A 13,497-nucleotide genomic window follows, 5' to 3' on the forward strand; every position below is an offset into this window, starting at 1 on the left:
TAATAACGGTACTGCCTTATGTCAACTGAGTTTAAGACGTCACCTAATGCACCCACTGCAGGTCAGCAGCGCCGGCAGGCCAGTATCTTATTATTACGTTTGCAATGGCTGCTTATTCTACTGCTTATTGGGGCATTATTATGGCTGTATGTCAGCCAGCAACGCTTTCAACATCAGGTTAATGAGCGCTTGCAAAGTAATGAACAAGTGGTGACTCGATTAAATGAGATGGATGACCGTCTTTTTGCTATCAGTCAGCAGTCAGTGCCACAGCTGAGCGCAGAGGTCAGTAGCCAAGCACAAAACCAGCTGGATTTATTGCGGATTCAAATTAAAGCGGCTGATCGATTACTGGTTGATAATGATGATAAAGCGGCAATTGATTTATTACGCGGTTTACAATGGCAGCTGTCACAAAGCAATAATGAAATTGCCCCCGCCTTGACTATTGTGATTAAACAAAGCTTAACCGAAGATATTGAACGTCTACAGGCACAAAGTACTCAGCCCAGTCCTTGGCAGCTTCAAAATATTGCCATCCAAAATATCCAAGATTTTTTACACAGCCATGAGCGTAATAACAGCCATGAGCGTTTAGATAGCAAGAAAGAGCAAGCCGTGGCTACTAATAATACGGCATTAACCCAGCGCCAGCTGACTATTCATGAAGTCATTATGACCCTAAATTTAGCCAGCCAAGCGAGCAATATGCGTGAGCAAGGTCAATTGACCCGCTATTTACGCCAAGCAAGAAGTCAGCTACAGACGTTAGTAACGGACTCGACTACTATACCAAAAGATAAGGTAACAGTGCCGTCCAAACTACCGCCCAAATCATTAGACACGGCAGGGGTGACGACTAAGAAAAACACGATCGCAACGATGGAAGCGCCAAAGAATATTCCAGAAGTGATTGTATGGCTTGATAAATTAATTGCTAATAACCCAACTCCGACGCCCTTATTAACCACACAAATTTTGGATCAACCAAAAGTTAGTATAAAAAACAAAGAATATGATAAAAGTATAACAACCAATTAGGTAGCAACCTTATGACTAATAATAAAAACAGCGTAGACTCAATAACCCCTATGTCAGCTACAGATAGCCATGAAGCACTTCGTGCTTTGGCCAATTATCCAGTCATCCATCATCAGCCGATTCATTGGGGCGAGATGGATGCCTTTAGCCATTTAAATAATGTGGTGTATTATCGTTATGCGGAATCTGCACGTATTGCCTATTTGCAGGCGCTGGGTATGTTCGACGGCAGCATGGTAACGGTGCTGGCGCAGTCGAGCTGTCAGTATTTACGGCCGGTGACGTACCCTGATACTTTGTTATTAGGAGTACGTTGTCAGCGCTTGGGGACGACCAGTATTGTGATGGAATACAGCTATTATAGTCTTGTGCAGCAAGCGATTGTGGCGACTGCTGAAGCGGTGGTCGTGCGTTTGGATAGCCATGGTAAAGATAAGTTGCCTTGGACGACAGAGGAGCGTGCTCGTCTGCTGGCATTAGAAGAAACCGTCGGCCATACCCCTAAACTATAAATTTTTTACCCGTCATTATTTATACAACACTTAAAATATTTAACAAAAAGGCACGCTACTGTTAAGTAGCGTGCCTTTTTATTGGTCTTTATGAGTCAGCAAGTTACTTTTGGAGAAGTGGTCTGAACAACATAAAGTAGCCTAATCGAATAAAACTATTTGTTCTTTGGCGCATGAACAAAATCGACCACATTCAAATCAAAGCCTGATAACGCATAAAACTTCATTGGTGATGACAATAGACGCATATCACGCACCCCTAAATGGCGCAAAATCTGTGCGCCAACGCCAATGCTGCGATAAGGCTGCTGAGTAATGGTTGATAGCGACTCATGGCCGGCGGCTTTGTCTAATGCCTCGCCTAAATCAATCGGTTGGTGATTCCCAATCCAAACCAACACCCCACGTTCTGAGGCGTTAATTTCTTCTAGAGCAGACTGCACGCTCCAGTTGCTACGCCCGGTGGTGGGGCTTTTAGCCGCAAATAAATCGCGTAAAGGATGGAATCCATGCACCCGTACGGTGCTGACGCCTTGGCTAACATCCCCTTTTACTAACGCTAAATGAGTCTCATCGGCACCAAACTCGCGGAAGCGGTGTAAAGTAAAGGTGCCATATTCAGTCTCAAACGGACGCGTTTCTATTTCTTCGACCGTTTGCTCATTAGCAATACGATAGTTAATCAAATCGGCAATCGTACCTATTTTTAGGTCATGCTCTTTTGCAAATATCTCAAGGTCATCACGGCGTGCCATTGTACCATCGTCATTGATAATCTCCACGATGACGGCTGCTGGCTCAAGCCCTGCAAGACGTGCTAAGTCGCAACCTGCTTCAGTGTGCCCTGCACGGTGCAAGACCCCACCATTTTGTGCCATGATAGGAAAAATGTGTCCAGGTTGGACGATATCTGCAGGCTTTGCTGCTGATGAGACGGCTGCTTGGACGGTACGGGCGCGGTCGGCGGCAGAAATACCAGTTGTCACGCCTTCAGCGGCTTCAATAGATACCGTAAAATTAGTGCTAAATTTAGCTTCATTACGGTCTGACATTAATGGTAGAGCTAGCTGTTGGCAGCGGGCCTCGGATAGCGTTAAGCAGACTAAGCCGCGGGCGTGAGTAATCATAAAGTTGATATCTTCAGGGCGCACATGCGTTGCGCCCATGATTAAATCGCCTTCGTTTTCGCGGTCTTCATCATCCATTAAAATGACCATTTTGCCGGCGCGAATGTCTTCGATAATTTCAGGAATCGTATTTAAACTCATAAAAATCTCAGTGTTATTATGGTTGAATATAGGGTGTGCAAATTGTATTTTTATCTATTATAACAGCAGATAGCTAGACGCTCTGTACTGGTTGCTAAAAGGCGTTTATGATTAAAACTTAAGTACAGCCACGCACAAGCATTGGATATTTATTAATCGTCGGAAAGCTATGGCAATATTTTAACGATTTTTGCAGTGCCGCGCTGCCTTATCACTTAACCATGGCGTCTACTGACTTCGATAGTATTCATTATAAAAGTTTAGCGATTGCTGTTCGATCGTTAGTATTTAGACCTCATTGCTTAATCATTGCTCGCCGCCTGACTTTTTAACCAATCCATGAATTTCTTGCTGTGCTGCTCGCGCTGATTGTCTGCAAATTCATAAAAGTGCGTGCCTATTAAGTTGTCAGGCAAATAATTTTGCGGATAATAGTGATTGGGATAATTATGCGGATACGCGTAGCCGACGCCATAACCTTCATTGCGCATCAATTTGGTGACGCCATTGCGCAGATGTAACGGCACTGGTGAGGCGTCTTTTTCTGCTAATTTCATAGCGGCATTGATAGCTTTGTAGCTGCTGTTACTTTTGGCACTGGTAGCCAGATATACCACCACTTGCCCTAAGATAATACGCGCCTCGGGCATGCCAATCGATTGCACACTACGCAGCGCTGCATCGGCAAGCAATAAGGCATTGGGATTGGCATTACCGATATCTTCACTGGCCAAAAGTACTAAACGCCGTGCAATAAAGTCTGCCGGTTCGCCGCCAACTAACATCCGTGCCATCCAATATAAAGCCGCATCAGGGTCGGAGCCGCGCACTGATTTTATCAACGCTGAGACGATATCATAATGCTGCTCACCATCTTTGTCGTAACGTACTAGTGCTGTTTGTGCTACTCGTCCAATTAGCGCTTCATCAATGATAATGGGTGACTGCTTCGGGTCAGCGGTTTGAATAGCAAGCTCCAATAAATTTAGCGCCTTACGCGCATCGCCATGAGCCAATTCACTGATAAAATTTTGCGCCTGTAAATCAATAGTAAGATTCTTTAGGATTGTATCTTCTGCAATCGCACGCTGTAGCACCGCCGTAATTTGCTCATTACTTAGCGGCTGCAAGCGATACACTTGGCAACGGGATAACAGCGCATTATTAACACTGAAAGAAGGGTTTTCAGTGGTTGCCCCAATCAAAGTAATGTCACCAGATTCTACTGCTCCTAATAAAGCATCTTGCTGCGCTTTATTAAAACGATGAATCTCATCAATAAACACCACTGGCGACTCAAAACTTAATGAGTCTTTACTATCAAGTACCTCGCGCAACTGTTTGACGCCCGTATTGATAGCAGACAGGGCATGAAATGGCCTGCCAACGGCATCAGCCACTAACATCGCAATCGTCGTTTTACCAATGCCGGCCTCGCCATGCAATATAATGGATGGTAAATGGCCTTGCTCAACCAAACGTCGTAGCGGCGCACCTTCCGCTAATAGATGCGCCTGTCCAATAATGGCATCAAGGCTAGCAGGGCGCATACGCTGGGCAAGGGGTGTATCAGCATGGAAGGGCTGTGACATAAGGCTCTCACTGGAAAATAAGCAATTTAAAAAGCGATTACAGCCATCGTTACAGACAGCATATAAAATAGGCTAACGCAAAACTGCGTTAAAAAAAGTCACGTAACTGTACAACTTATGTCCACAGCGCTTTTATTATAGGGTCTTAAGCCTTATTAACATCTTAGTAATAGTTATATATAAAAGTACTAAACAATAGAGGCACTAAACAATAGAGTTACTAAACAACAAAGATATTAACAGTTATGGAGACAATCACCGACCATGCCAAGGCCAACCATCAAGTTATCTCGTAAAAGAGGCCACAAGTCAAAGTGGCATTTATGTGTTTTTAAATGCTTAGCACCCCATTCACACAAACTAACGCGTAAGCTGAATACAGCTGAGATTGCCCTTGCGCGTTCGGTATTTGGCGATAATATCCAGCTTGATGAGGTACAACTTAAAACGGCATGGTGGGTACTCAAAAACTATGCCGTCAGCCCCAATGGTAATATTTATTTTAATCACACCGATTGGATTATTGATTTTACTCAGGCATCAATCAGCAAACAAAGCTGGCTCATTCATGAGTTAACGCACGTTTGGCAGTTGCAGCAAGGTCTTAAGGTTGTGCGCGGTGCGCTGATGAATCGCCGTTATAATTATGTATTGATAGCGGGAAAGCCATTTTTTAACTATGGTATCGAGCAGCAAGCGCGTATGGTGCAGGACTATTTCGTCCGCCGACATCGTGGACAAGATTGTGAGTTACTGGTGGCCTGTATTCCATTTTTGCAGAAGAAGACGGCTGCTAATGCGTAGTATGTAGCCTCTGCATATACAGTTTTATCTTCAGCAGCTACTAATAATCGCTATGCTAGTATAATTTGCTATAAATAATATTTAGCTTATTATTTATAACTATAGCTAAGATCAATAAACAGTTTTACCCTTAATTTTTTGTTTTTAAAACAGGAACTGTGCCGTGATGTTTCATTTTTTGACACCAACGCCCGATACTGTCTCTCGTAATACTGCTACTATTCACCGTAAAACTAGAAGTGACTTATGGCATGAGTCTACTGTACTTGCGTTCCTATTAGCAGCGACATTATTAATAAGTGCGTGCCAGCAGCAAACCGACACGACAGCAGAAGGTACTATCAGTCAGACTACTGAGCAACAACGTGTGGAAGATAATAAACCCGCTTTGCAAAGTGAATCTGCTGCCGCACACATCGCACAATTTCAGCCGTTGTATGTGACCCAAATGCAAGGTCTACAGCGGCGTATGCAAGCAGAATATGAATCGCTGCAAGCGGCAGATACCGCGGATAGCGACAACGTCTTGCCAGCCATTAATCCTGACGCTTCGACATCGGTTATTAATAGCAAGTCTGAAACTCAAACGACGACTGCCAGGTCCGTAGCGCCTGATAACTCAGCTACTGCTGAGACTGTGATTGATACTGATAATGCTACGACTGACAATTCTGCTAGTGCTAATACAGCAGATAATGCCGAAATAAATGTCAGTACTGAGGTAGGCGAGCGCGATTTGAACGTGTTAAAAAGCTTGAGCCTTGAGGTACACGAACCAAAATTGTTTACCGAAGATCAGATTATTAAAAACTATCAGCAAGCCATAGAAGCACTTTATCAGCCAGCAGCAGACGCGTTAAGCGCAAAAGAGGCAGATACCTTATTGAATATTGCGACCTTAGTACCACAACTATTTGAACACCCTGAAATTGCTGAACGCTTGACTATAAAAAGTCCCGCATTAGGACGCTTGATAATACAGTACCAAGTATGGCAGCAAATAGAAGTACAGCAGGCGCTCGATATGCAACAAATGGAACGCACCCAACAACAAGAATTCGAAAGCTTATTAGCCAAATTTAATGACACTATCAAAGGCTATGATGAGCAAATTGCCAAATATGAGCAAACGCTGAAAGAGTATCAATAGTAATAATTAGTCAGAAATCATTCTAAAATTAGATACTTTTTAAAGGTGTTTAATACAGAGAGCAATAAAAAATCCTGCTATGTGCAGGATTTTTTATTAGTTTAAGTTAATTAATATTGAAACTTATTTACGGTCTTCGATTTTAACGAAGTCGCGTTGCGTTTCACCCGTATATAACTGGCGTGGGCGACCAATTTTGAAGGGTTCACTATGCATCTCTAACCAATGACTGATCCAACCAGAAGTACGAGCCAATGAGAAGATAACCGTAAACATTGACGTTGGAATACCAATGGCTTTTAGAATGATACCGGAGTAGAAATCAACGTTTGGATATAAGTTACGCTCAATGAAGAACGGGTCTTCAAGGGCGATTTTCTCAAGTGCCATGGCCAATTCAAGCTTAGGATCATTAATACCTAATGCCGTTAGCACTTCATCACAAGTCTTTTTCAATACTTGTGCGCGCGGATCAAAGTTTTTATAGACGCGATGACCAAAGCCCATCAATTTCACTTCACGGCTTTTTACTTTTTCCATAAAGGCAGGTACATTTTCAACCGTACCGATTTCATCTAACATTTCAAGAACAGCTTCGTTGGCGCCGCCATGTGAGGGACCCCAAAGGGCAGCGATACCTGCAGCGATACAAGCATAAGGGTTTGCACCGGTCGAACCTGCCAAACGTACGGTAGACGTTGAGGCATTTTGTTCATGATCAGCGTGCAAGGTGAAAATCTTATCCAAGGCATCAGCGATGATTGGATTGACCTTAAAGTTCACATCTGCAGGGGTCGCAAACATCATGTATACAAAGTTTTCCGCGTAATTGAAGTCATTACGTGGATACATGAACGGTTCGCCTTGCGAGTATTTATAACTCATTGCCGCCAGCGTTGGCATTTTAGCAATCAGGCGAATCGCCGTGATCTCACGATGGCGCTCATCATTAACGTCAAAGCCTTCATGATAGAACGCTGACAGTGCACCGACCACACCAACCATAATTGCCATTGGATGCGCATCGCGGCGGAAACCTTCGAAGAACTTACGCAACTGGTCATGCACAGCCGTATGGCTATGGATTTTTGCATAAAAAGCTTTCTTTTGTTCAGCGTTAGGCAGTTCGCCATGAACAAGAGCATAAGCGACTTCTAAATATTCAGCATTGTTCGCCAACTGATCGATAGGATAGCCGCGATATAACAGCTCGCCTTTACCGCCATCGATAAACGTGATTTTTGATTCAACAGGAGCCGTTACCATAAAGCCTGGATCATAAGTCCAGTAGCCCGCCTTTTGAAAAGCAGCGACATCGATAACTGACGGTCCTAAAGTACCTTCAGTAATAGGAAGTTGGTAATCCTTACCATCTACTGTTAGGGTGGCATTATTATCAGCCATAATTTTTTCTCCATTGGTTTTTAGAGTAAACGTGCTATCGACGTGTAGCGTCGCGTTATTATTAGTCAAATAAACAAACTGCCGATTAACTAATTTAATAATCCAGTTATATTACCAGTAAACCTGCAACATTTGAAAAGAGTTTTCATAGTAGACCCTCGGATTTACGTGGTTTCAAGGCCGTTGATGACTGTAATTTTTGTATCAAAACATGTCTGCTATGTTATTTTGTTCGTTTTTTAATATTTTCGCTATCCAATTCAATAATGGTTATGATGATAATGAACGTCTCTTTTTAATAATATTTCAACAGTTTTTTTAATAAATAATTTGGTAGAAACAGACAGGGCATGGCTAACAGCGAAATAATATTGTCATTCTTATTATTCAAATAGGGTTACTAAAATAATAATAAATTTGGATTATCGAAAATTATTATTAGTGATTGCCACATATCCACTATTTACGGGATAAATTTGTAATTAGTGAGCAGCCATTTTATAATTGAAACCATTGACGAATGCTAATTTTGTATAAATCGAAAAGATTAATTCTGCCTAATTAATAATAGAGTTTATTTCGCAACAGTATGCATCTTCATGTTTTGTTACGATTGTTTCACTACTTTGTGGGTATTATAATAGTTCATGTATTGAATGTTACTGTTAATTGTTCTATTTTTATAGGGGTTTTTGTGTAGTTCTTCTTAATAAAAGATAGCTGTGATGTATTAGATATTTAATATTAAACAACCTATTAGATGAACTTGATAACGATAGACATAATAATAGAACAGCCAGTATATTCAACCAAGACGCAATTGTAGTGCCTATATTTATACCAGTAACATGAGTGATACTAGTTCTTATTAGTGATACCAGCTAGTGAATGAACAGTCTTATTGAACAAGGATAAGCCAAATAGCTGCTCATCTAGTTTAGAACGACAAATTTGCACAAAATTAGCAAAGTCAGCTAGCTTTTCCTTACTTTATTCGTCTCGTGTATTGCCATATGCTTTAAGGGCACAAATTGCCACTATAAGTGTCACTAGCAGTTAAACGAGTATAACCGTAAAAGGATGCCCGCTGTGAAAAGCAACCGACCCATTAATTTGCCATTGAGCCAAGTGATTAGCGTTAACAGCTCACCGATTGCGATTGCCTCAATTCTGCATCGTATTTCTGGCATTATTTTATTCTTACTTATTCCTGTCATGCTTTGGTTACTCCAAACTTCTTTGGCGTCGCCTGAGAGTTTTGAGACCGTATTCGATAATATTCTTATCCGCTTTTTGACTTGGGCATTCGTCGCCTTTATCGCTTATCACTTTGTGATGGGTATTAAGCATCTGGTTGCTGATAATGGTGGGAATGAAGAGCTGAAATCTGCACGTATGGCGACTATGGTCAGCTTTGTGATTGCTGCCATTCTAATTGCCGCGTCATTTGTATGGGTGATGTTCTAATGATTAAAAATGATTCAGGAATCAAGAGTGCTACTGGTTTAACAGGTTCAGGTACCCGTGATTGGGTGGTCCAGCGCATTAGTGCTGTGGTATTGGCAGTCTATAGTGTGGTGTTGCTTGGCTTCTTTTTAATGCATGGCAATGTGGATTTTTACGAATGGTCAAATTTTATGACCAGCTTGCCGATGCGCTTGTTTAGTCTAGTCGCTATCATTGCTCTTGCCGGACACGCTTGGGTGGGTATGTGGACGGTATTTACTGACTATATTACGACAGGAAAACTAGGCTCTAGCGCCTCTAGCCTACGTTTGATATTACAAGCCTTAATGATTATCGCCATCTTAGTGTATTTGTTCTGGGGTATCATGATTTTTTGGGGTAACGGCTTTGGTGTCGTTGCTGTTTAAGTCCTAAATTTTATAAATAAACGTATAGAATTTATAAATAATGAAGGACTACTCAGTCAGGTTTATTGACTGTTAATGTGTTTAAAAGTAGTCCGTTGATAGCCACATAGGATTCATAAGTTTATGTGATGCTGGCTTATATAGTAAGAAGCTAAGCCTTACATAACGATGAATATGCAAATTTTAGTAAGTGGTTGAGGGTAGTTTGAGTTATTTATAAGACAACTGGATATGCGAAATAATCAATAATGTATATCAGTAGTTTGGACATAGTGACTTATTAGACAATCTTTTTATTTACTTCGCAAGCATCAACAGGCATTAGGAAAACCGTAATGGCAACAAGACAAGATAATACCATTAGCAACATCAAAACTCTGAACTATGACGCGGTCATCGTAGGTGGTGGTGGGTCAGGTATGCGTGCCTCCCTACATCTGGCTGAAGCGGGCATGAATGTTGCGGTAATCACTAAAGTATTTCCCACGCGCTCACATACTGTCGCAGCTCAAGGTGGTATCGGTGCAAGCCTCGGTAACATGAGTAACGATAACTGGCATTTCCACTTTTATGATACCGTAAAAGGGTCAGATTGGTTGGGTGACCAAGACGCTATTGAGTACATGTGCCGAGAAGCGCCAAAAGTGGTGTACGAGCTTGAGCACATGGGCATGCCATTTGACCGAAATGAGGATGGCACGATTTATCAGCGTCCGTTTGGTGGTCATACGTCAAACTATGGTGAAAAAGCCGTACAACGCGCTTGCGCCGCTGCTGACCGTACTGGTCATGCATTGCTACATACCTTATATCAAAAGAATTTAGAACAAGGTACTCAGTTTTTCATCGAGTGGATTGCACTTGATTTAATTAAAGATGAAGCTGGCAATATCAATGGTGTCATCGCTATTGAGCAAGAAACAGGTACGGTTGCGGTATTCCAATCTCCAATTACGGTTTTAGCAACGGGCGGTGCTGGTCGTATCTTTGCTGCCTCTACTAACGCTTACATTAATACTGGTGACGGTATTGGTATGGCCGTTCGTGCAGGTATTCCATTACAGGATATGGAATTCTGGCAGTTCCATCCAACGGGTGTGGCAGGTGCTGGCGTACTATTGACTGAAGGTTGCCGCGGTGAAGGGGCTATTTTACGTAATAAAGACGGCGAAGCCTTTATGGAACGCTATGCGCCAACTGTAAAGGATTTGGCACCCCGTGACTTAGTATCGCGTTCTATGGACCAAGAAATCAAAGAAGGTCGCGGTTGTGGTCCTAATGGTGATTATATCGTTATGGACATGACTCATTTAGGTGTTGAAACGATTATGAAGCGCTTGCCATCAGTATTTGAGATTGGTAAAAACTTTGCAAACGTTGATATTACTAAAGAGCCTATTCCTGTTATTCCAACCATTCACTATATGATGGGCGGTATTCCTACCACGATTCATGGTCAGGTAATTACTCCTGATTTAGAAGCGGGTGCGGATGAAGACGGTCTATATCAAAAAGGCAATGTGGTCAAAGGTCTTTACGCGATTGGCGAATGTGCCTGTGTTAGTGTCCACGGTGCTAACCGTTTAGGGACTAACTCCCTGCTTGATTTAGTGGTCTTTGGCCGTGCAGCTGGCAAACATATCGTTGATGAGTATCATCATGCAGACCATAACTATAAGCCGCTTGATACCCATGTACTTGACTATACGGTTAAGCGTTTAGACAAATTACAGCAGTCAACCTCTGGCTACAATGCCCAAGAAGTGGCTGATGAGATTCGTACGACTATGCAACTGCATGCCAGTGTATTCCGTACTCAAGCGATGATGGACGAAGGTGTTGAGAAAATCTTAGCACTGGGCGAAAAAATTGACCAAATTCATCTGTCTGATAAATCACAAGTTTTCAATACCGCGCGTATTGAAGCTTTCGAAGTTGCCAACCTTTATGAGGTTGCGAAAGCCACTATGGTATCGGCGGCCCATCGCCATGAAAGCCGTGGCGCGCACAGTGTAGCAGATTATGACCGTCCTGAAGACGATGACTATGCACCAAACGGCCGTAACGATCACGACTGGATGAAGCATACTTTGTGGTATTCTGAAGGTAACAAAATCGTTTATAAACCAGTGCGTAAAATCCCACTGACGGTAGATTACGTTGAACCAAAAGTTCGCGTTTACTAACCAGCATAATTGTTATTTAGCACTCGTGCGTCTTAGGCGCACGAACCGCTTAAATATTTTGTCCCTTATTAATTTATTAGACAGGTGACCGCCAGCGACAAGACTACAGTAAAACGACGCCAGCCCTAATTTTACAATGTAAATATAAGCGCTGGTAAGTTATTGGTTTTGTCTGCCCACCATCACCTACGTGTGGAGTTTAGCATTATGAGCCGAGGTACTCGCACCATCGAAATCTATCGCTACGATCCTGATCAGGACGCAGCGCCGCGTATGCAAACTTATACGGTTGAGCTACTAGATTCAGATCGTATGTTGCTTGACGTGTTATTGCGTCTAAAAACGCAAGATGAAACGCTTACCTTCCGTCGCTCATGCCGTGAAGGTATTTGCGGTTCTGACGGTATGAACATAAATGGTAAAAATGGCTTGGCATGTCTAATCAACATGAATACCTTGCCTGAAAAAGTTACTGTTCGTCCGTTACCAGGTCTGCCTGTTGTGCGTGACTTGGTTGTTGATATGAACCAATTCTATGAGCAATATGAAAAGGTACATCCTTACTTACTCAATGATCAGCCGGCGCCGCCGACTGAGCGTTTGCAGACCCCTGAGCAGCGTGAAAAGATGGACGGTCTGTATGAGTGTATTTTATGCGCGTGCTGTTCAACCAGTTGCCCATCATTTTGGTGGAACCCAGATAAGTTTTTAGGCCCAGCAGCGCTACTGAATGCTAACCGTTTCGTTGTCGATAGCCGCGATACGGATACTCAAGCACGCTTAGCTCGCCTAGACGATCCGTTCAGCTTATTTCGTTGCCGTGGCATCATGAACTGCGTCTCTGTTTGTCCAAAGGGTCTGAATCCAACAAAAGCAATTGGTAACTTACGCAGTATGTTGCTCGATCTAGCCGGTTAATGGTCTTTACGTTACATTTTATCTATCGCTCCTATTAAGAACACCGCCATATTATTGAGCGGTGTTTTTTTTGGTTGATTGAATAGTAGATAAAAAGTACAAGAGTAAGCGAAATCGTAACGGTCAGATAACCTGATGTAACCTTATACAAGCGTCACGTGGGTAGCATGTAAGCATTCATATTTTTGCTTCAAACTGACAGTATAGTAGAGCGGTTTATATTTAAGAACAATCAAAAAGTATCCATATGCTTCATTTATATACTAGTAATAATAAACCACCAAAAAAACATTAATATCTGCAAACTTGTGATAAAAATTTTACAATAAAAGTGCTATCATAGCAGCAGTAAAATTTATCTCATTCTCAATAAGAATTGATTTTAATCCGCTATGAGAGTTCTTTAGTAATAGCAAAAGGTAAAAACAGAGCAAAAATGCTAGGAATAGTAGCTATTTATTACGTAAATACCTACTATTGAACAAACAAACTATGTGAGATTATTTATACGTGCTATCCTAGACAGCAATGTATGTTTGGCAAAAAACAGCGTTTATCAGTCAAGGAAAGACTTTTGCAGCAGGAAATAGCCGAGTGATTGGTTAGCTGAGTGACATAACTATATATTAAAGCTCTTATACGGAGCGGTATTATTAATAAACAAGTTATGGCTGATGTCAGTATATATGAATTGATTTTGTGGAACGAGGCAGTAAACAAGACCGGACGTTCACAAATAATTAAGACT

The 13,497-nt window shown here is 42.1% G+C and carries 11 protein-coding genes; 8 read left to right on the top strand and 3 right to left on the bottom strand.

Annotated features, from left to right (window positions below):
• Window positions 1-18 precede the first annotated feature (18 nt).
• Entirely contained in the window at window positions 19-1,041 is a 1,023-nt protein-coding gene (locus ES754_RS07475) for a hypothetical protein (RefSeq protein ID WP_147223570.1), read from the top strand.
• 50 nt (window positions 1,042-1,091) lie between these two features.
• Window positions 1,092-1,553 carry an acyl-CoA thioesterase gene (locus ES754_RS07480; RefSeq protein ID WP_147223883.1) on the top strand — a complete coding sequence of 154 codons (462 nt, stop codon included), beginning with the start codon at window positions 1,092-1,094 and terminating at the stop codon, window positions 1,551-1,553.
• Between the two features lie 155 nt (window positions 1,554-1,708).
• On the opposite strand, the gene ribBA is transcribed toward ES754_RS07480, so the two are convergent.
• Window positions 1,709-2,821, bottom strand: coding sequence for a bifunctional 3,4-dihydroxy-2-butanone-4-phosphate synthase/GTP cyclohydrolase II (gene ribBA, locus ES754_RS07485; protein ID WP_147223571.1), 1,113 nt, complete (start codon window positions 2,819-2,821; stop codon window positions 1,709-1,711).
• Between the two features lie 302 nt (window positions 2,822-3,123).
• Window positions 3,124-4,413 (bottom strand): replication-associated recombination protein A, encoded by a 1,290-nt coding sequence (locus tag ES754_RS07490; RefSeq protein ID WP_147223572.1) that lies wholly within the window; start codon window positions 4,411-4,413, stop codon window positions 3,124-3,126.
• 264 nt (window positions 4,414-4,677) lie between these two features.
• Here ES754_RS07490 and ES754_RS07495 point away from each other — a divergent pair, with 264 nt between their 5' ends.
• Both ES754_RS07495 and ES754_RS07500 read left to right on the top strand, forming a co-directional pair.
• Window positions 4,678-5,217: a type IV secretion protein Rhs gene (locus ES754_RS07495; protein ID WP_227677870.1), complete on the top strand. Its 540-nt coding sequence runs from the start codon at window positions 4,678-4,680 to the stop codon at window positions 5,215-5,217.
• Window positions 5,218-5,383: 166 nt separating this feature from the next.
• Window positions 5,384-6,367: a hypothetical protein gene (locus ES754_RS07500; RefSeq protein WP_227678020.1), complete on the top strand. Its 984-nt coding sequence runs from the start codon at window positions 5,384-5,386 to the stop codon at window positions 6,365-6,367.
• A 123-nt stretch (window positions 6,368-6,490) separates the two neighbouring features.
• Here ES754_RS07500 and gltA read toward each other — a convergent pair whose 3' ends face one another.
• Entirely contained in the window at window positions 6,491-7,771 is a 1,281-nt protein-coding gene (gene gltA / locus ES754_RS07505) for a citrate synthase (protein ID WP_147223574.1), read from the bottom strand.
• 1,080 nt (window positions 7,772-8,851) lie between these two features.
• Between gltA and sdhC the strand changes: the two genes are divergently transcribed.
• From sdhC to ES754_RS07525, 4 genes are all read left to right on the top strand, one after another.
• Window positions 8,852-9,238, top strand: coding sequence for a succinate dehydrogenase, cytochrome b556 subunit (gene sdhC, locus ES754_RS07510; protein WP_147223575.1), 387 nt, complete (start codon window positions 8,852-8,854; stop codon window positions 9,236-9,238).
• A gap of 20 nt (window positions 9,239-9,258) precedes the next feature.
• On the top strand, window positions 9,259-9,645 hold the full coding sequence (gene sdhD, locus ES754_RS07515) for a succinate dehydrogenase, hydrophobic membrane anchor protein (protein WP_227678022.1): 387 nt from the start codon (window positions 9,259-9,261) through the stop codon (window positions 9,643-9,645).
• A 335-nt stretch (window positions 9,646-9,980) separates the two neighbouring features.
• Window positions 9,981-11,831, top strand: a complete 1,851-nt coding sequence (gene sdhA, locus ES754_RS07520) for a succinate dehydrogenase flavoprotein subunit (protein WP_147223576.1) — start codon at window positions 9,981-9,983, stop codon at window positions 11,829-11,831.
• Window positions 11,832-12,038: 207 nt separating this feature from the next.
• Complete coding sequence (locus ES754_RS07525) at window positions 12,039-12,749, top strand: succinate dehydrogenase iron-sulfur subunit (protein WP_147223577.1); 711 nt, start codon at window positions 12,039-12,041, stop codon at window positions 12,747-12,749.
• The last annotated feature ends 748 nt before the right edge of the window (window positions 12,750-13,497 follow it).

This window comes from Psychrobacter frigidicola, assembly GCF_007997305.1.
Taxonomy (GTDB): domain Bacteria; phylum Pseudomonadota; class Gammaproteobacteria; order Pseudomonadales; family Moraxellaceae; genus Psychrobacter; species Psychrobacter frigidicola.